19 protein-coding genes and 1 pseudogene are annotated in these 18,543 nt (G+C 42.6%); 14 read left to right on the forward strand and 6 right to left on the reverse strand.

Annotated features, from left to right (window positions below):
* Window position 1: 1 nt before the first annotated feature.
* From DFP79_RS06310 to DFP79_RS06330, 5 genes and pseudogenes are all read left to right on the forward strand, one after another.
* Window positions 2–346 (forward strand): hypothetical protein, encoded by a 345-nt coding sequence (locus DFP79_RS06310; protein WP_133503092.1) that lies wholly within the window; start codon window positions 2–4, stop codon window positions 344–346.
* 391 nt (window positions 347–737) lie between these two features.
* Window positions 738–1,097 carry an RHS repeat-associated core domain-containing protein gene (locus DFP79_RS06315; RefSeq protein ID WP_133503093.1) on the forward strand — a complete coding sequence of 120 codons (360 nt, stop codon included), beginning with the start codon at window positions 738–740 and terminating at the stop codon, window positions 1,095–1,097.
* Window positions 1,098–1,204: 107 nt separating this feature from the next.
* Window positions 1,205–1,372, forward strand: a pseudogene (locus DFP79_RS17960) (EndoU domain-containing protein); the annotation flags it as partial.
* 8 nt (window positions 1,373–1,380) lie between these two features.
* On the forward strand, window positions 1,381–1,770 hold the full coding sequence (locus DFP79_RS06325; protein ID WP_133503094.1) for a hypothetical protein: 390 nt from the start codon (window positions 1,381–1,383) through the stop codon (window positions 1,768–1,770).
* 269 nt (window positions 1,771–2,039) lie between these two features.
* Window positions 2,040–4,478 carry a GEVED domain-containing protein gene (locus tag DFP79_RS06330; protein WP_133503095.1) on the forward strand — a complete coding sequence of 813 codons (2,439 nt, stop codon included), beginning with the start codon at window positions 2,040–2,042 and terminating at the stop codon, window positions 4,476–4,478.
* On the opposite strand, the gene DFP79_RS06335 is transcribed toward DFP79_RS06330, so the two are convergent.
* Both DFP79_RS06335 and DFP79_RS06340 read right to left on the reverse strand, forming a co-directional pair.
* Complete coding sequence (locus DFP79_RS06335; protein WP_166637658.1) at window positions 4,454–4,834, reverse strand: helix-turn-helix domain-containing protein; 381 nt, start codon at window positions 4,832–4,834, stop codon at window positions 4,454–4,456. The genes DFP79_RS06330 and DFP79_RS06335 overlap by 25 nt on opposite strands.
* Before the next feature lie 308 nt (window positions 4,835–5,142).
* Window positions 5,143–5,988 (reverse strand): TSUP family transporter, encoded by an 846-nt coding sequence (locus tag DFP79_RS06340; RefSeq protein ID WP_133503097.1) that lies wholly within the window; start codon window positions 5,986–5,988, stop codon window positions 5,143–5,145.
* 122 nt (window positions 5,989–6,110) lie between these two features.
* Here DFP79_RS06340 and DFP79_RS06345 point away from each other — a divergent pair, with 122 nt between their 5' ends.
* Window positions 6,111–7,019 (forward strand): LysR family transcriptional regulator, encoded by a 909-nt coding sequence (locus DFP79_RS06345; protein ID WP_133503098.1) that lies wholly within the window; start codon window positions 6,111–6,113, stop codon window positions 7,017–7,019.
* A 75-nt stretch (window positions 7,020–7,094) separates the two neighbouring features.
* Here the strand turns inward: DFP79_RS06345 and DFP79_RS06350 are convergent, their stop codons facing one another.
* A complete protein-coding gene (locus tag DFP79_RS06350; protein ID WP_133503099.1) occupies window positions 7,095–8,231 on the reverse strand; it encodes a DNA alkylation repair protein in 1,137 nt (378 codons plus the stop codon).
* Window positions 8,232–8,468: 237 nt separating this feature from the next.
* On the opposite strand from DFP79_RS06350, the gene DFP79_RS06355 reads away from it, so the two are divergent.
* The 6 genes from DFP79_RS06355 to DFP79_RS06380 all read left to right on the forward strand — a co-directional run bounded on the left by DFP79_RS06355 (window position 8,469) and on the right by DFP79_RS06380 (window position 14,159).
* Window positions 8,469–8,813: a hypothetical protein gene (locus DFP79_RS06355; RefSeq protein ID WP_133503100.1), complete on the forward strand. Its 345-nt coding sequence runs from the start codon at window positions 8,469–8,471 to the stop codon at window positions 8,811–8,813.
* A gap of 32 nt (window positions 8,814–8,845) precedes the next feature.
* Entirely contained in the window at window positions 8,846–9,268 is a 423-nt protein-coding gene (locus DFP79_RS06360; protein WP_133503101.1) for a GNAT family N-acetyltransferase, read from the forward strand.
* A 173-nt stretch (window positions 9,269–9,441) separates the two neighbouring features.
* Window positions 9,442–10,419, forward strand: coding sequence for a ribosome biogenesis GTPase YlqF (ylqF, locus tag DFP79_RS06365; protein ID WP_133503102.1), 978 nt, complete (start codon window positions 9,442–9,444; stop codon window positions 10,417–10,419).
* Between the two features lie 87 nt (window positions 10,420–10,506).
* On the forward strand, window positions 10,507–10,887 hold the full coding sequence (locus tag DFP79_RS06370) for a YacL family protein (protein ID WP_133503103.1): 381 nt from the start codon (window positions 10,507–10,509) through the stop codon (window positions 10,885–10,887).
* A gap of 159 nt (window positions 10,888–11,046) precedes the next feature.
* Window positions 11,047–11,631, forward strand: a complete 585-nt coding sequence (locus DFP79_RS06375) for a hypothetical protein (RefSeq protein WP_133503104.1) — start codon at window positions 11,047–11,049, stop codon at window positions 11,629–11,631.
* Between the two features lie 179 nt (window positions 11,632–11,810).
* Window positions 11,811–14,159, forward strand: coding sequence for a fatty acid cis/trans isomerase (locus tag DFP79_RS06380; RefSeq protein ID WP_243730214.1), 2,349 nt, complete (start codon window positions 11,811–11,813; stop codon window positions 14,157–14,159).
* Here DFP79_RS06380 and DFP79_RS18165 read toward each other — a convergent pair.
* Window positions 14,156–14,290, reverse strand: a complete 135-nt coding sequence (locus DFP79_RS18165; RefSeq protein WP_279526496.1) for a hypothetical protein — start codon at window positions 14,288–14,290, stop codon at window positions 14,156–14,158. The two genes, DFP79_RS06380 and DFP79_RS18165, sit on opposite strands and share 4 nt — an antisense overlap.
* Window positions 14,291–14,443: 153 nt before the next feature.
* Here DFP79_RS18165 and DFP79_RS06385 point away from each other — a divergent pair, with 153 nt between their 5' ends.
* On the forward strand, window positions 14,444–15,445 hold the full coding sequence (locus tag DFP79_RS06385) for an LLM class flavin-dependent oxidoreductase (RefSeq protein WP_133503106.1): 1,002 nt from the start codon (window positions 14,444–14,446) through the stop codon (window positions 15,443–15,445).
* Window positions 15,446–15,682: 237 nt separating this feature from the next.
* Window positions 15,683–16,765 carry a GGDEF domain-containing protein gene (locus DFP79_RS06390; protein WP_133503107.1) on the forward strand — a complete coding sequence of 361 codons (1,083 nt, stop codon included), beginning with the start codon at window positions 15,683–15,685 and terminating at the stop codon, window positions 16,763–16,765.
* A gap of 46 nt (window positions 16,766–16,811) precedes the next feature.
* On the opposite strand, the gene DFP79_RS06395 is transcribed toward DFP79_RS06390, so the two are convergent.
* Window positions 16,812–17,732 (reverse strand): LpxL/LpxP family acyltransferase, encoded by a 921-nt coding sequence (locus tag DFP79_RS06395; RefSeq protein WP_133503108.1) that lies wholly within the window; start codon window positions 17,730–17,732, stop codon window positions 16,812–16,814.
* A complete protein-coding gene (locus tag DFP79_RS06400) occupies window positions 17,725–18,438 on the reverse strand; it encodes a 3-deoxy-D-manno-octulosonic acid kinase (protein WP_133503109.1) in 714 nt (237 codons plus the stop codon). The genes DFP79_RS06395 and DFP79_RS06400 overlap by 8 nt, the downstream gene beginning before the upstream one ends.
* Between the last annotated feature and the right edge of the window lie 105 nt (window positions 18,439–18,543).

The following is an 18,543-nucleotide window of genomic DNA, read 5'->3' on the forward strand; positions in this document are numbered from 1 at the left end:
TATGATAATTTCTGAGTTAAATGTATCTGATGGGCAGGTTACTGAACTTACTGTTCGATCAGGAGTAGTAACGGTTGTTCTAAAGGATTGGCAAAGCCAATTTTACACGCTTGTTTTTAACAACGTAGTTGGAATTGAGTCATATTCTCCTGAAAATGTTGATTTGTGTCACATCAAAGTATTAACTGATTCTGACCAGATACGGAAGGTTCGTTCTGTAATTGAAGCCGATGAGGAGGAAATTACAGAGTATTCTTTTATTTCTACATGGAATGATTTTCCAATCTTAAGTGTTTTCGGTGAAGGTGTAGAAATAAAGAAGTCTAATTGTCTGCCTAGCTATTAATTAGACCCGCACTCGAGGGTATTTTTAATGACGAAGAAAAGGTGTCCCAACAACTTGGGGAAAAATAAGAATTGGTAAGCAAAACCCTGGCTGCCGTAATACTTACCCAAACGGTTCACCTTATTTTATATGAGAAGAAGTAATCTCGTATCTAAAAAGAATGTCTGCTTAACCTATCAAAAAATACGATATATTAGACCATTTTAATACATCGTATTTTTATTCCTACCAATCAGAACGCCCTGAAGGGCAGACCGACTATCATAAAGACAAAAAACAATATTTCACCGACGATGGCAACGTACTCTGGTATCAATATAGCGAACGTTATGTGTGGCAAGGCCAAAAACTCATCCAAGTTCGCTAAGGCGACCACAATTTTGTCAACAAAATGTGGCAACATTTCTACCTATACGAACCCGATAGCCACGCGCCGATTGCGCTCTATGACCGAGACACTGGCGTTCAAGATATCGAAACCGACCACCTCGGTACCCCCATTGCCGTGTACCAACACGACACAGGTGAAAAACTCTGGACAGGCGACTGCGAAACCTACGGAAAGCGTAAAAGCCAAAAAGTAGGGTATCAAAAAGAACGTCATCAAGAAGAAGGTAGCAGCGACCAATACGACCCCAAACTCAGATTTCAAGGCCAATACGAAGACAAAGAAACCGGACACTATCAAAACCTACACCGTTACTACGACCCACATGTAGGTCGATACATCACCCACGACCCAATCGGATAAAACACGAGATCTATTCCAAATGGTGTCGGAGTTTACAAGGCTAAGATTGAAGTGGAAAATCCGATCAATCCGGTTTTTTCTTACCTAAATCTAATAACGGAGGCTATTCGACTATGTTTCCTGATGATTGGAGTGCGGATAAGCTCAAGGCTGAAGTAAATACCGCTTATGAAAACAAGACTATTTTGGGAAATCAATGGATCGGTACCACTCCAAGTGGCGTTCGAGTTAAAGGTTATTTAGATCCAAAAACTACAGTTTATCCGATGTTTTAGGTGATAATTTGGAAATAATATTTTCTTGGAAAATACAATGGGGTACATTCGAGCCTTACAGTGAAATAGAAAACGCGAATGAGCCATCTTTGGATGTTCTTTCTGCTCTTCTTATGGATTCTGGGGGAATACCTTATCTTGATACAGTTGAATGGTTAGATGTTTTAGTTACAAAAATTAAATCAATCGAAGCTAAAGTACTAGAACGTTTCGAATGGTCTAGAGAAAGTTGGTCTGCTATTTTTGAGGCCGACAATGTTACTATTTATTCTCTTTATGATGAATCATGTCGAATTAACGTCCCATTTACTATTTTTAAAAGTATTTTTATTTCATGGAGAAGCTTTCTATTAAGTAAACCTGAGGCTGAAAATAAGGTCGTAATAGCTGTTCCTTGATATTAAGTACAGCTCTTGGTCTTTGAGTATAGCGCGCATTGCTGAAACGTAATACGTCTTGTATATTGCAAGCAAATAAAGCCTTCTAAATTGAGCTTACAACTCCGTTTATACCTGCATCAAACATGTCAAAAAGAGGTGTGACTTGACACTAATACAACCTACTCCATGCATTGACCAGTACAAGAAATAGGGTAGGGCGTTGTGGCTTGTAAATCACTTTTTTAAAGGTAGACTGTCCAAACACTAACCATAAAAGGGAGTTTACGGTGCGCACTCTATTGCTGTGTTTGATGGCGCTATTCTTATTCGGATGTACAGGAGGTAGTTCTGACGATTCGGATAGCACTTCTCCCAGCCAACCTGACATGCCTATTGAGCCAGAACCAGAACCAGAGGAAAATCAAGCTCCTTTTATTGACATTAAGAGCGATGCAATTGCGGAACTCGACAGCACTACTCGCATTGATTTTCAGGTAACGGACGCCGATGAAAATTTACAACGTGTTGATGTTGAGTTGCTGTCTCCTTTTGTTGATGGCGCACGCTTAAATTACAGCCTAATAACTAAGGAGAGTGAGGGGCAGTATCAACTTAGTATTTCGCTCAAAGATGCGGTGCTGCAACGTATCCTTATTTTCAATATAGAAGCGGAAGATACTCTCGGAACCATATCCAATAAAACCTTGTATGTTTATCCCCTTAGCACTCGCGCAAAGCAGCTATTACCGTCAGGTATGGTGCGGTTTATTGATCGCGATGGCACGTCGCAACAAATTTCGGGTCTTGCACTCATAAATTCAAAGAGCTCTACGCTTGACGTATCAAACGTAGAGCTAGGGTTAGCTTCAGGCAAAATTGCCTCGTCGGAGAAAAGAGCATTAGCCACGCGAGAGGTTTCAGAAAACGACGCTTTTCTAGAGGTTTATTTATCGTCCGTATCGCTCAATGTCGCAGATGCCTATTTTTACGTAAGGCGATTTTCTGCATCGGGAGAGGTGTTAGACGAGGTTTTCACACCGCTGTTTGACTATAAAGGAAACACCCCCATATCCGGCAAAGGGGGAAGTTTGAGGTCAGGCAGTTATCATTTTGGGGAAGATAAACCGTCGCTTCAAACACATTCGTATGTAGATGGTAATACCGAGTGGTGTGAGTTTGACAATGGTTTTTCATTCGTACACGACATGAGTAATGAAACAGATAATCGTTCCCCCGTAGTAATCGATGACCAACTTTTTCCCGCCTTCCGTTTTGATTGCACCTCACAAAAATCAAATGAAAATCGTCCACTCAAAAACAGTGGGTTTGATGACTTAGTCGTGAACTACAGCCCTTTGAATGATTCATTATTTGGTAGTTACGTTGTCAATAATTTGTATCTATCTAGAATAGGCTTGCTACCTCAAGAGGGAAAAACACGTATTCGAGCGCATTATGGAAAGAACCAAGACAACGCATTTTGGCAAAAAGGGTATGTAGATATTGGTGAGGGATACCTCTTTAGTTTCTCACTTTCAGATTTAGAAACCATAGTTCACGAAGTCAGCCACGGATTTACGACACGCTTTTCCAATCTTGGGCTGGACGGCGTAGATCGCGCTGTTGCAGAAGCTTTTTCCGACATCGCTGCGGTTAGCGCTGAGTATATGGTAAAAGGGGAGACAAACTTCCTGTACGGAGAAGACTCCATTCAATTTTGGACTTATGAAGCCGCGAGGAGCCTAAAAGATCCGAGTAAAGACGGAGCTTATGTCCAATATACGGAAGATTTGGATCTAACAAACCCTTATAAGGGAATCGGCCTGCTTACTAAGCCTTTTTATGTTCTTGCGACAACAAAAGAGTGGGACGTAATGAAGGCATTTGATGTCTTTCTGTGGGCTAATATGAATTGCTGGTCGACGGGGTTGACCTTTCTCGATGCGGCGCAATGTGTTGCTGATGGGGCGGATTCCCTAGGCTTAAATAAGATTGATGTTGTGCGAGCATTTTCTAGAGTGGGGATGGATCTTAATTCTGATCAACCGATTGCTGACTTTGAACATCAATCTGTTGGGTTACAGGCAAACTTTATTGGGAAAAGTGTCGGGTCTGATACGGTCAGTTGGACTTGGAATTTTGGAGATAACCAGACATCTCAGCTTCAAAACCCATCTCATACTTACTCAAGTTCCATAGAAAACGCCTTGGTTTCGTTAAAAGTAACGAATAGCCAAGGTCAATCAAACACTTACTATGAAGAGATCAGTGTATCTGATGGTTACTGCGTTAGTCTCAATGAAGAAGAGTGGGCAGTGACTCAAGACTTTTGGATTAGTCAGCTTACATTAAATGGAATCACCTTTGCCTCAGGGAATGCTTCATATCAGGCTGCGACAAATAAATCGTCGCCGATAGCGTTAAATATAGGTAGCACGTATTCATTGGACGCGACCATAGAAGGCAGTGATCTGCCTAATGGATTCGCCAATGTCGTTCGAGTATGGCTGGATTTGGACGGGAATAAAAAGTTTGAATCAAATGAGCTGCTTATCGATGAGTTCTATACTCAAACCTCGAATTTAGAATTGAGTATTCCTGATAGTGCGGTAACAGGACATATGCTCATGAGAGTCGTTTACATGAACCAGCATGTTATGTATGACCCGTGCGTTGATAAGATTGACGGCGAAATCGAGGACTACTGGGTGAACTTGGTTGAATAAGCGTCTTCAATCGGAGGGACACCATACATGCGTTTGTATTCTCGACTAAATTGCGAAGGGCTTTCGTATCCGACAGCAAACGCGACTGAGGCGAGATCACTCTCGGTCGATGTTAAACGCATTCTTGCTTCCTGTAATCGAATTTTCTTTTGGAATTGAATAGGAGACATCGACGTCGCCAACCGAAAGTGGCGATGCAGCGAGGTGGTGCTCATTCCTGCTAATTTTGCGAGCTGTTCGACCTTAATGGTTTGATTAAAGTTGTCACGGATCCAGTGTATGGCAGTGCTGATTTTCTTTAGCGGGCTTTTTGTCATCGCGAGACGTTTTAATATTCCACCTAAATCACTTTGCAAAAGTCGCCAATGGATTTGGTGCCATTTTTTTCCAAACATCTGGTCAAATAAAACAGATGGAGGCACTCGTTGGCTGAGCTTGTCGAAGCTGTTTTATCCCTTCGACAGGCTCAGGGAGCGGTGATATCGGACATTCACTTTTTTATTTAGAATTCTTACCGTAGTCAGAATTGCAACGATTGGTCGCTGTCACGCCTGTCTCGGCAACTCACTCGTTGGCTGAGCCTGTCGAAGCCGTTTAATTCCTTCGACAAGCTCAGGGAGCGGTGATTCTGGATATTCAAATTTTTTATTTAGGACTTTTACCCCTAATTTATTATTGAAGACATAACCGTGGAAAAGTGATCAGACGATAGCTCTTCATAAATCAGTTTGCTTGTCATGAGCAATGTTACCGTGATGAAAACGGGCCGAACGATGGTATCGCCTTTGGAAATAACGACTTTGCTGCCGACGACAGAGCCAATGACTTGTCCCGCGCCCATGGCGAGCCCGATACGGTAATCCACTGCGCTAATTCCTAGAAAGAAAAATAAGGACACGAGGTTGCCCATTAAGTTGAGCGGTTTGGTCATGATGGACGCTTGTTTGATGGTGAAGCCAAGCAAGATCACGAAGGCTAACATCCAAATGGAGCCTGTCCCTGGGCCGAAGAAACCATTGTAAAAACCAATGATTAAGCCGCAGGAGATCATAAAGGATCGGGTGCTTATTTTACCTTGCGTTGCTTCTGTGCCTTTGATTCGTTTAGAGAAAATCGCATAGGTTGTAATGCATACCATTAAAATGGGCAGCAGTATTTCGAGTGTATTCTTATCAAATAAACTGACTGAGTATGAGCCTGCCAGAGCGCCAATAGCGGTGAAGGAGATCCCTGTAATTAAACCCTTTGCCTGTATTTGGTTATGAAGTAGAAAGGTGATGAAAGCCGTGGATTCACCAATGACAGCTTGTAACCTGTTGGTGCCCAAAGTCAGGATCGGCGGCACGCCTGCGATTAATAGACTTGGAATGGTGATTAAACCTCCACCGCCCGCAATGGCGTCTACTACGCCTGCGCAAATGGCAACTAAAAACAAAAACAGTAAGACATGGCTGTCTAGGGTGAAAGTGTCTAGGTTGAAAGCGCTTAAGCTAACAATGAGTTCTGGCATAAATGATGGCCTCCTTTCTAATGGTTCAAAGTCGTGGTGGATAAAAGCAGGTCATATTAGTAACATCAAACATCATGTATAAAAATTAATGGTTTGTTAATCTAATAGTTAGGCTGAACTTAATGTTAACCTCTCAAGACATCGAATTCTTCGTCGCGCTTTCTCAAAGTAAGTCATTAGCGGCCACCGCAAGAAAGCTAAATGTGACACCGCCCAGTGTGTCCCAGCGTTTGCAAGCACTGGAACAAAAGCTCAAGGTCAAGCTGGTCGAGCGCGGTTCTAGGGCAATTTCATTAACGCTGGAAGGGAATGTCTTGTTTGAGGAGGGCTTAGCTGTTTTAAAGCAGATTGAGCTACTAGAAAGTAAGGTCGCAGAAAAGAACCAAGCCATTTCTGGAAAAATCCGAGTGGTGGCGCCAGTTGGTTATGGTACTGAAAAAGTGTCGCCCTTGGTGGCGGAGTTTCACAAAATCCACCCATTGACTCATATTGAATTGATATTGTCTGATACGCCAAATTGGACTCAGGTTGACCCGCCAGACGTGGTGATCTATATCGGTCAATTAAAAGACTCTTCTCTTAATCGTATTCTTTTAGAAAAAAACCAACGTTTCCTGTTAGCGTCGCCCAATTATTTAAAAAATGCGGCTCCGATTAATACCCCTCAAGATTTGTTAAACCATGAGTGTCTTGTCATAAGAGAGAATGATGACGATGTCACGCTATGGAAGCTAACGCATAAAGAAACAGGAGAAACGACCAGTGTGCGGATCAGTCCTTCTTTGATGAGTAATGTGGGACCAGTGATAAAAAATTGGGCGGTTAATGGTTATGGCATTATGCAACGATCAGAATGGAATGTGTTAAACGAAATGAAAGACAACAGGTTGCAAGTTGTGTTGCCGGAATACACCTTTCCCAGTGCAGATATCGTGGCGCTGGTCTCTTCTACCAGAGATAAGCGCCCTGCGAAGATCAACGCCTTTGTTGATTATTTGAAACAACATCTATCAAACAATTCGACTGATTAGATTGAGCAGATTGAGCAGGTTTGTCGTTACTGGTCTGCGGTTAAAAGTCTGTGGTTAAAAGCCTGTCCTAAAAGATCATTTCTCAAGGAAAAACTGAAACTCAGATTTTGCAATGGAGACCCCGTTGACGATGATCTCAATAGCGTGTTGGCCAGAGTAGTAGGTTCGTGTTGTCACCTGCTTAAACGGGTGGCGCTTGCTAACGTTAAGCGTTTCTCCTGCTTTAAGAATCACTTTCTTACCTTTGAATACTTTGGGTGACGTGACACCATTTTTCTTCTGATGATGAATAATATAATCGATCATCAAAGGCTGGTTTTCAGGCGTGTCGGATTCAAGGAGTAATTCAAATTCCAGATACTCGTTTAAGTAAACAGTTGGTGTTTTTACGTTGAACTGGGCTTTTTTAAGTTCTACCGGAAAGTAACCAAATACTTGTAACGCGGTTGGGTGGCTTTGTTTTAACAAGGTACGGCACGCATGGCGTATGAGTTTTACACGATTTTCGTCCGCATCGGCCATCCATTTTAGAGCCGTGTTTGCCGCAAGGTCTGGGTGATCTTTGGCAATGTCATTGAGATTATTTGCAACAGAGCGGCGCACGTATTCTTCGGGGTCGTCTTTTAATGTTTCGAGTAATTCTATGACAGGCTCAGGTTCCGCAATAAAGTCAGGCAATTGCATCGCCCAAGGAAGGCGAGGGCGAATGCCTTCGGAGACTAAGCGCCGAACATGGTAATTTTCGTCTGTTGTCCACTCTTTCAGAGTCGCGAGTGTCTTTGACTTATTGTCTGACAGTAGAAAATAGCGTATGCCGAATTCAGACGAAAATCGTTTCGTCATTTCTTTTAATAAGGTCATGGATAAATCATGGTGATCCTGTCCGTACAAGCCCACATAATCTGCCATTGGCATAATTGCCCAACCCACAATGCCGTCGTTATCTGGCGTTAACCCATAAATATCTTCTGTTTTATAGGGGCGTAAGCTAGCCAAAAGAATATCAGATGTTATTGTGAAATCGTCAGGTAAATAGCGAAACATTGCATCGGTGATGTGTTTCGAGCGCTCTTTTAGCTCTAAATCGGTGAGTCCATTCGTGGCGAAATCAACAAAACCGACTTGATCGAAACCTTCCCAAGCGGCTTGAAAATGTAGCGCCATTGATTGGATTACGTGAGGGTTAAACTTGTCTTTGAAAAGCTCGGGCATGAAACTGTTCCTTGTCTATTAGAAATTTGGTAGGGATTATAGACGTATCTTATGTCAGATTCTGTCAGTAGGTTGGGAGGATTACTGGAGAATGCGAACTTTGTTCGCTGGCTAGCGACTTAAAGCCGTTGACCCCTTTAATGGGTTCAGGGAAAAAATCTAACGATCTATCTGCTCTCTTGTAGAGTCGACTGGAACGGCCTACGATAAAACGGAAATCAAAAAAGGAGAGTCACTGTGTCCGAATCTAATGCGATTGAAATCTCTGAAAAGTATCTTCAAGAGATGCTAGAAGCAGACGATACTGCTAATTTTTCACTTTATACAAAACGGTATGAAGAAAAGTACCTAAAGAATTTTACCCCAGAGCAGTTTCACAGTGACATAAAAGGAATGCATGAAAGAAACGGTATGAACAAAGGGTACGAATTTTTATCGTCTCTTCGTAAATTCAGCCACGATGGGCTGGATATCCATAGGACGGTTTGGAAAGGGGTGTATGAAAAACGAGATGCGGTTATTGAGTTGGGCGTTTACGAAAAAGACGAGGAGTGGTACGTCATTCTGTCTGCTGTATATTAGTTCGTGACTTTGGACTGAGTAGGGTAGGAATAATGGGATACGTAATTAGGCCAGCATTAGAATCGGACGCTCAAGGCATTAATGAGGTGTCTCAGTATCTTGGATATTCAGCACTTTCACATTCAGAATCTCTTTTAAAGCTGCAAGCCTTGCTAAGCTCACCTAACGATTGGGTTTACGTTGCGCAGTTAAACGATCGTGTTGTGGGTTGGTTGCACCTTTTTTATGCTCACAGGCTTGCGTCAGAGAGCTTTTATGAAATTGGTGGCCTTGTCGTATCGGAGGGTTTTCGTGGTCAAGGTATTGGTCGTGCGCTTGTCGAATATGCTCTAGATAAGAAGGAAGGGAAATTTCGCGTGCGCTGCAACGAACTTCGTACTGGCTCACACCAATTCTACGAATCGATAGGATTCAGTTCGAATAAGAACCAACGTGTATTTCAAATCTCTTCGTAACACGTTTTCGCGTTTATTTTGGAGAGTCTGTGTTGTCTCGCCTATATTTTCTACACGCACCTCGTACGCCACGCGCTTTTCTATCAAGTAAGTTGCGCTTTTCTATCAAGTAAGTAGCGCTTTTATGATAGACTCCCCCGCCGCCAAGCAATGAATAAGTAAGAGGTGACGCTGTGAGTGTTCAATGGTTCCCTGGGCATATGAATAAAGCCCGTCGGGAGATCGAAAATGTCATGCCCCAAGTGGATGTTGTTATCGAAGTGCTGGATGCTCGAATTCCAGATGCGAGTCAGAATCCAATGTTGACCACCTTGCGTGGTAATGTCCCTGTATTGCGCCTTCTTAACAAAAAAGATTTGGCGGATAAAAAGCGTTTAACGCTTTGGTTAGATCATTGGAAAGACAGTGATAGCGTTGTCGCCCACCCATTTTCTACGCAAGATAAGTCTGATGTGACTAAGATTAACCAATGGGTTCGTCAAATGGTTCCACATCGTGGCACAGCCGAAAAACCAATTCGTGCCATGATTGCAGGGATTCCAAACGTCGGGAAATCAAGTTTAATGAATGCTTTGCTTGGGAAACGCGTCGCGAAAGTAGGGAATGAACCTGCCGTGACCAAAGCGCAGCAAAAGCTTAAAGTGACGAATGGTTTTCAAGTATTAGATACTCCGGGAATTCTTTGGCCCAAAATCGAAAACCCCGATGCAAGCTATCGTTTAGCAGTGACTGGAGCTGTGCGAGACACAGCTATAGATTATGAAGAAGTCGCATTGGCAGGGTTATCGTTCTTCATCAACGATTACAATGATGAGTTAGTTAAGCGTTATAAGCTGAAAAATGCGCCAAAAGATCCAAGTGATACATTGAATATTATTGGTTCGAAGCGTGGTGCATTACGAGCTGGCGGTGTGATTGATGTTCATAAAGCGGCAGAAGTGTTCTTAGCGGATGTTCGCAGTGGCGCGATTGGCCCTTATGTGATGGAAACACCGGATATGGTTGAGCAAGAGTGGCTAAAAGTCGAAGAGGTGAAAGCGAAGAAAGAAGCCGAGCGTCAAGCGAGATTAGCGGCTGCTGTGCCACAGCGTCAACAAGCCCAAAACAAAGCTCGTCAAGACAAGCGCTCAGACAAGCCTGAGGCTGAATAGAAGTACAAAGAATACCTAGGCTTACTTACGTCTGTTAGCCTGACAATTTTAGAAAGAAAACACGCAAGAAAAACGAGGTTAATCACAGTGGATTACGAAATCGCCTTTGATCAAGAAAGTAACGCTTACCGAGTATTCACCGATGTGGAGTTTACAGCGATCGCAGAATGGATAAGCGACTATTTAAATGAGAAGGAAACGGTGCAACGAGTGCTACAGGCGGTTAACCTCGCAGAAGCAGAAGGCGAGGAAACTCTTTTTAAGCACGGAAACTTTGATATCGTAATTTCCAAAGAGGGCGCTGCCGTAAGTCGTCGTGTCGATATGTCGCAAATGGAAGACGAAATTAAAGCGATGTTTGATACACAAAACAGCTTTTACCAAGCTTCCAATGATGGCATTCAGGCTGAGTGTGGATTGGATGATCTTATTGATATGGTTGAAAATTGGTACGAAATCCTACAATAAGTTGTTAGTCTGCATCGCAAGGTTTAAACTAGCCTACATTGCACACTGAGTGATTCAGTAGAAGTTTAAGCAGTGAACAAAGTTAGCTGTTGATTTAGCTAGTAGTTAATTAGCTCGCGATTTATTTTGTTAGTCGTTACACCTCTTAAGGGAGCCAGCATGCTCATCGAATTGGAAAAAGCCCGCACTCGAAAAAATGTCGTACGAATTTTTCGAGAAGATTTAGATGGCCCAGATAACTGGACAGACGGATTTGTAGTAGATGCAAATGAAGAAATGGTGTTGCTTCAATTGGTTGATGATGGCGTTCACCTAAATGGCTACCAAATATTGTTTTTGGAAGACATTAGCGATTTTGTGCATCCCGCTCCTTTTAATGATTTTCAAAAGCGTGTTCTTGAACTGCGTGATGAAGAGATAGAAGATCCTGAAGTGGATCTTGATGATCTTGCCGTTCTTCTGGTCGATATCAGTGAAGAATTCGGTTTGGTTACGCTTCACCGAGAAGAAGTCGAAGCAGACAGTTGTGAAATCGGCCGCGTGATACGCGCCGATGCAGTGAGTTTTGAGCTTGAAGAAATCGGTTCCGATGCTCGCTGGTTCGATGAAACATTTGAATACGATTTGTATGATATTACTCGAATTGAATTCGGCAGCTCCTATGAGGAAGCTTTGATCCTAGCTAACGATGACATGGGTGAAGATTCATACGAGTTGGCGGACGAATACGAAGAAAGCGTGTAAGGACGTCTCGCTTACTGCTAGCTTCCTACTTAGAAAACTCGAAAGACGCCGTTCAAAGTAATTCGCGTGTTACAGACTCTGTGGCATGTTGGGTTTTTCTTTGAGCGGCGTTTTTTCGGTTTATAGTAGGTGCTAAATCGGTATGGAAGCAGTTTTCTGATTATTGATATATGGCAATTATGTCTCGACGAATATCCCTTGTTTTTATTATTTTGTTGTTAACGGGGTGCGCAGTCTATGCAACCCAGAAAATGGATCAAATGTATGGTCTACCTTCCTTAGAAAATAGAGAGCAGGCTGTAACAGCAGACGAACAAGCGTTCTTTAATGGTGAAGTAAAGCCTATTTTAGATCGTCGATGTGTGTCCTGCCATGCTTGTTACGACTCTCCGTGCCAACTCAAACTTACATCGAAAGCAGGGATAGAGCGAGGTCTTTCGAAAGATCTCGTTTACGATGGCACCCGTTTATTGGCTTCGTCACCTACTCGGTTGTATATGGACGGCCATTCGCTTGAGGAGTGGCGTCAAAAGGGGTTTAACCCCGTTTTAAATGAACGTGCGCAAAGCCCAAGTGGTAACCTTAACGGCAGTGTGTTGTTTCGGGCGCTGACGCTCAAGAGAGAACAGGGCGGTGAAACCCAAGACGTACTGGGCGATGAATACGATTTCTCACTTTCGCGAGAGCAACAATGTCCATCGATTGAAGAGTACAGCGAATTTGAGAAAACACACCCTCACTGGGGAATGCCGTATGGCTTACCTGCTTTAACAACGGATGAGCATAAGACAATCACACGCTGGCTTGTAAATGGAGGAATGATTCCTTCTGCTGCACCATTATCCAACGAGCTAACTGAACAGGTTAGCGTTTGGGAAGCTCGCTTTAACCGTGACGACCTTAAGCATCGTTTAGTTTCCCGTTATATTTACGAACACATTTATCTTTACAGCTTATATTTGGATGACAGTGATGCACGTTTTCGTATGGTTCGTTCAAAAACACCGCCCGGCGAGCCTGTAAAAATCATTGCGACACGTCGCCCTTATGACGATCCTCAAGTCGCTCGTGTTTATTATCGTTTAATCCCAGAGCTTGAAACCAAAGTTCAGAAAAATCACATTCCGCTTTCTTTGACAGAAGCACGTTATGCTAAGTGGATGAGTTACCTATACACGCCTGAGTACAAGGTTGATTCGTTACCGAGTTATGATTACGAGGTAGCAACGAACCCCTTTAAAGCATTTGGCGTTATTCCAAGTTATGGGCGTTATCGATTCCTGCTTGAACATGCACAAAATACGATTATGGCGTTTATCAAAGGGCCTGTTTGTCGTGGGCAAGTTGCAGTTAACGTGATAAATGAACAGTTCTGGGTTTATTTTATGAACCCAGATGTGGATTACCGCAATCAAATGTCGATCTTTTTAAATGGTCAGGCTCAGCATTTAGACATGCCCGCTGAATTAAGCAGTAACGCGCTGCCGATCAGTTCATGGATATCGTATTCTGAGAAGCAAAAAGACTATTTGTCAGCCAAGGCTCGGTTAATTGAAAAAGCGACTGAAAAAGGGTTGTCCGTCGATACGTCGTTAATTTGGGATGGTGATCACGTCAATCAAAATGCTGCGTTAACCGTATTTCGTCATTTTGATAATGCGACGGTCGTAAAAGGTTTGGTAGGTGAAACACCGAAAACGGCGTGGGTGATTGATTACCCTTTACTGGAGCGTATTCACTACTTGCTGGTGGCAGGCTTTGATGTCTATGGCAACGTTGGGCATCAACTGGTGACTCGTCTGTATATGGATTTTCTACGAATGGAAGGGGAAATGAATTTTCTATTGTTTCTTCCAAAAGACGAGAGAAACCGTTTACGCCAATATTGGTATCGTCAGGCGAACCAAACCATTAAAGATTATATCTTCGACGATTTTATCAATGTCGATGTTCCCACTAATATCTCATATGGAACAGGCTCACATAAACTTGAGCTTATGGAAAAGCTGAAAAAGCGCTTAAAACCCGTATTAAATCGACGTTTCGAACTCACCAATCTTGCATTGAACACCGATGCCATTACGTCATTGCATAAACTCGCTTTGGTTAGGGGAAATGGCGTAAGGTTTTTACCCGAAGTCTCTGTTGTATTGATTACCGATGAACTGGGCAAGCCTAAAGATGTAATGAGTGTTATTCACAACCGTGCGCATTTTAATATTTCAAGTTTGTTGGACGAAGAGGATTCACTGGCGCCAGAAGAAGACACAGTAACGATTGTGAAAGGCGTGTTAGGGGATTATCCGAACGTTTTTATGAAAGTGTCTCAAAACGATATCGTAAAATGGTCTGAGAAGATTACGACGATGGAAGCTAAGCGAGATTATGTTGAATTGCTAAATCAGTACGGTGTTCGACGCACTAGTTCGGAGTTTTGGCAAGTAAGCGACACGATTGCAGAGTTAAACGAACAGGCGCGTCCTATCGAAAGCGGCATCCTTGATTACAATCGATTAGAGAATCGTTAAATCAAGGAGTAGCGATTTTTGTTAATGAGAAAAAGCAGTTCATTGTTGAGAACATCGAACTGCTTTTTGTACTTACTTGCTGTGCTCTTATTGCCCACCTTCCAACTTTTCTTCATTGCTCTGATCTTCATTTCTAGTCCTTTATTTCTATTACAATTTTGGGGTTCAGTACTCTTTCTTGGCGCTGCGTATTGAAAGTTTCTATTTCACTGCATACTTTCTAGTTGAGAGTATTACTTCCTGCCCTGATAATAAAATCTAAACATTCAACATTAGGCTTTTAGATGGTTACTTACTCAATTTTGGACTTAGCGCCAATTGGTGTGGGTCGTTCAACTCACGAGTCCCTCAAAGAATGTGCTCACGTCGCAATGACTGCTGAGACGTCAGGGTTCGAGCGTTATTGGTTGGCGGAGCATCATGGAATGAAGGCAGTAGGCAGTTCAGCGACGTCTGTATTGCTTTCTTACGTTGGGGCCAAAACCGAAACGATTCGTCTTGGTTCAGGCGGCGTTATGTTACCGAACCATTCGCCACTGGTGATAGCAGAGCAATTTGGAACATTGGCTGAGTTGTATCCACACCGTGTTGAAGTGGGAGTTGGCCGCGCTCCCGGAACGGATATGAAAACGGCACAAGCGTTGCGCCGCAATTTAAGTGACAGTGTTGATTCGTATCCGCAAGATATTAAAGCATTGCAGTCGTATTTCAATGACGGACATAATGGGATTCAAGCAACCCCTGGACATCAAACTCACCTTCCTATTTGGATGTTAGGTTCGAGTCTTTACAGTGCTCAGTTAGCTGCGGAACTTGGGCTGCCATTTGCCTTTGCATCACACTTCGCTCCTGACTATTTGATTCAAGCATTGACGATTTATCGCCGCTTGTTCAAACCCAGCGAACAATTGGAGAGGCCTTATGTCATGGTAGGCGTGATGGCAGCGGTAGCCGAGACAGAAGAGCAGGCTGATTTTTTGATGACGTCGTCTCAGCAGCAATTTTTAAATCTTCGCCGTGGAATAAGTGCCCCGTTCCCTGAGTCAGTCAGAAGTATGGAAGGTGTGTGGACGCCTTCGGAAAAACGCATGGTCGAACACACATTACAATACAGTTTATCCGGCACTAAAGATTCGGTTCGTTTTAAACTTGAACGCTTTCTCGAAGTGACGAAAGCGGATGAAATTATAGCGTCATTTCCAATTCATAATTCGGATGCAAGACTCGAAGCAATTCGAGGATTCGCGGTTGCTGCGGGCAGCCATTCAAGCAACGACACTTTGTGATTTTTTTGCTTTAGATTCACTACTATACTATATCTTTCTTCAGAGGGGATTGGCGGTGCATTGTGTGGTTTCTTTTTATGATAAGAAAGAGCGCGTTCACTTCCATTCACTCTGTGCAATGGAGCATTTGAAAGTTCGGGAGTTCATGAAATAAGTGCAACACTCAATGATCAAAACACTTACTTCGTGAATTCGGGCATGAGTAAAAATCGTCTGAATGTTTCATAGAGGGTATCCATGTCTGCGCTTTCACTTTATGCATTATTTACAGGTCGTAAACCGCCAAGCGTCAAATATAAATACTATCGAAAATATTTCATAATCTATGCGGCAAGCATGTCGTCCTTTGCAGTGCATACTGTTTTTATCTGTTTTTTTTATGTCATTAATATCCCTATATTATCTGTTATTAATGTCTTTAGTGTGTCGGTATGGGCGTTGGCGTTAAGGGAAAACTATTACGGTCGTCACTCCAATGCAATATTTTTAGCCTGTGCGGAAATTTCAATCCACGCAGTATTAGCGACGGCTTATTTGGGGTGGTCATCAGGTTTTCAATTTTACTTATGGCCAGCAGCTTGCCTAGCGACCATCAACCCTAGGTTGGGGGTTCGTTTATCATCCGCCATTGGCTTCGGATGCATTGTGCTATTTATCTTGTTGAAAACCGTAGTCGATGATGGCCTTTATAATTTCGATTTTCGTAAGTATGCAGACTTTTTTTATGTATTTAACGGAATAATTGCAGGCATTTCTCTTATATTTGGGATTTGCAGTATTCGTGTAATTAACGAGCGCCAAGAAGAGAAGCTTACTGATTTAGCGACCAAGGATGAATTAACCAACTTATTTAACCGCAGGTACATCAACAGTTATTTGTCTGAGTATGAGCCTGATGCTGATCTAGAGAATCGCCCCTATTGTATTGTATTAGGGGATCTTGATTACTTTAAAAAAGTAAATGATACATTAGGGCATTACGCAGGCGATGATGTGCTGATTGACGTTTCTCGTTATTTAAAGCAACGCTTTAGGTCTTCCGATGTGGTTTGCCGTTGGGGCGGAGAGGAGTTTTTATTTCTTTTGAAGGATACTTCTTTACGTCAGGCGCATGATTTAGTAGAAAAAATTTGTCGCGACATACCCGACAATATTCATGTCTGCTCCAGTCAGAGAATAAGGATAACGATGAGTTTTGGAATTGCTGCATCAACGGGCGTTTCGCAGCATGAGCAATTGATAAAAGTTGCAGATGAGAACTTGTATCAGGCGAAAAAACAGGGGAGAAATTGTGTTGTATCCAGTGAAATTACGGGATGAAAATATTGTTTAATCTTTTTAAATGGATTTTGGGATCTAGCCCCTCTTAATATGGAGAGGGGTCTTCTGGGTTGGGTTGATTTTTAAAACGTCTGTGTGTCCAAAAATATTGCTCTTTTTTGGGTTCAATGATCTTTTCGAACTGCACATTCAAGTGTGTCGCATTGGCGACATCGTCGTCAGTAGGAAAGTCTTTTACGTGTGTAAGAACAAGTTTGTAGCCAGATTCAGTTCGACTGTAATCAAACAAAACGACTGGCGCCTTGCTGATTTGAGTGATTCGACCAATATGGGAGATCGTCGCACACTGTTTTTTAAAAAAAGGTGCGTATACGGAGTTTTTTCGACCGTAGTCTTGATCTGCCGCGAACCAGACGACCTTGTTGTCTTTGAGTGATTTGATGATCTCTCTGGTGTTGCTTCGTTCTATGGTCTTTTTGTAAGCATTCTGTCTTTGGCGTTCCATCACCCAGTTGATGACCTTGTTGCTTTGCAACTTATAAATAGGGCATACATCGATGTGTCGCGCAAGCTGTACTCCACATAGGTCAATAGGTGAAAAATGTGCGCCAACTAATAGGCAACCTTTGCCTTGGGAAAGTGCTTCTTCTATGACATCATTGCCAATGAACGTTGTTCGCTTTGCAATGTAATCACTGTTTCGAAACCAACTGGTCATGGTTTCAAATAAGCCTTGTCCCGTACTTTCAAAGTGCCTTTTAGTGAGCTTACTTCGCTCAGATGAAGACATCTCCGGATAGCAAATTTTCAAGTTTACGTCGCAAATCTTGCGCCTTCTGGGAGCCAGTTGAAGCAAAAGACGGCCCAGATATTTCCCAAGTGTGAGTTGTGTCTTCCAAGGTAAAAACGCCAGACAGTAGGCTATACCGAGAAAGAACCATGTAGGCCAGTATTTAGGGGCAATAAAGGAACGAAGACTTTTGTTTAATGTGCTTGATTTAGCCATTTTTATAGCCGTCCATTAGGCTTTCAATATGTCGATTATCTAGGTGAAAATCGGTGTGTTTTTGAGTTTCTTTTTCAAAAGAACGCTTTAAACGGTTTAGGTTGTTGTCTCTTAATGGAGGAGACATGTCGCGCTGTTTGCATTTGTCGAAGTCGATAATCCAAACATTTCCAGACGTATCTATCATAATATTATGGCAGTTTAAATCTGAGTGGAATACGTTTGAATCATGCAGTCGTTTGATTTCGCGACCAATTGCTTGCCAATCCAGCTGGGCGTGTTTGCCGTCTAATATCCAATTATATAAGTCATGCGCATTAGGGATGGTTTCTGTAAGTAACCAGGCTTCATAAAACAGCCCAGATTTTCGACACAGCCCTCCAATAGGCTTTGGGACATTAAGACCTTGTGTTGCCATATATTCGAGTAATTTGAGCTCTTTAAAAGGACGCGTAAGAGCAAGAGTGCAAAATGCGAAATAGTATTTATTGAACTTTGCAATTAAGCCGCCGCGACGGTATTTTCGTAAGACGGCCGAGCCGACTGGCGTGTCTACGAACCAAACTTCCCCTCTGCCGGATGCGGTCTTTATAAGTCGCTTAGTACGTTTCCAATAATTTGGATCAAACCAACTTTGTGTCGCATTGACGTTCTGCTGACAGGTAAATAACGTCGTACGGCTCGTGAGCTTTTCAGTGATTGGCATAAATCTCTTAATCTTGGACAGACAATTACAGTCTTGAGTGTGGAAATTACGTTAATTATCGCTTATAAGTGCTTGATTGCACACATTATAGGGCGGATATTCTAT

Origin of the sequence: Marinomonas balearica, from assembly GCF_004362145.1 — a bacterium.
Classification (GTDB): Bacteria; Pseudomonadota; Gammaproteobacteria; order Pseudomonadales; family Marinomonadaceae; genus Marinomonas; species Marinomonas balearica.

Bases quoted from the DNA above. Each gene is read 5' to 3' on its own strand.
- DFP79_RS18165 (WP_279526496.1), bottom strand. From the start codon at position 14,290: ATGAAGATCAGAGCAATGAAGAAAAGTTGGAAGGTGGGCAATAAGAGC.
- DFP79_RS06315 (WP_133503093.1), top strand. From the start codon at position 738: ATGTGGCAACATTTCTACCTATACGAACCCGATAGCCACGCGCCGATT.
- DFP79_RS06310 (WP_133503092.1), top strand. From the start codon at position 2: ATGATAATTTCTGAGTTAAATGTATCTGATGGGCAGGTTACTGAACTT.
- DFP79_RS06395 (WP_133503108.1), bottom strand. From the start codon at position 17,732: ATGGCTAAATCAAGCACATTAAACAAAAGTCTTCGTTCCTTTATTGCC.
- DFP79_RS06345 (WP_133503098.1), top strand. From the start codon at position 6,111: ATGTTAACCTCTCAAGACATCGAATTCTTCGTCGCGCTTTCTCAAAGT.
- DFP79_RS06400 (WP_133503109.1), bottom strand. From the start codon at position 18,438: ATGCCAATCACTGAAAAGCTCACGAGCCGTACGACGTTATTTACCTGT.
- DFP79_RS06360 (WP_133503101.1), top strand. From the start codon at position 8,846: ATGGGATACGTAATTAGGCCAGCATTAGAATCGGACGCTCAAGGCATT.
- DFP79_RS06380 (WP_243730214.1), top strand. From the start codon at position 11,811: ATGTCTCGACGAATATCCCTTGTTTTTATTATTTTGTTGTTAACGGGG.
- DFP79_RS06385 (WP_133503106.1), top strand. From the start codon at position 14,444: ATGGTTACTTACTCAATTTTGGACTTAGCGCCAATTGGTGTGGGTCGT.
- DFP79_RS06390 (WP_133503107.1), top strand. From the start codon at position 15,683: ATGTCTGCGCTTTCACTTTATGCATTATTTACAGGTCGTAAACCGCCA.
- DFP79_RS06350 (WP_133503099.1), bottom strand. From the start codon at position 8,231: ATGCCCGAGCTTTTCAAAGACAAGTTTAACCCTCACGTAATCCAATCA.
- DFP79_RS06375 (WP_133503104.1), top strand. From the start codon at position 11,047: ATGCTCATCGAATTGGAAAAAGCCCGCACTCGAAAAAATGTCGTACGA.
- DFP79_RS06340 (WP_133503097.1), bottom strand. From the start codon at position 5,988: ATGCCAGAACTCATTGTTAGCTTAAGCGCTTTCAACCTAGACACTTTC.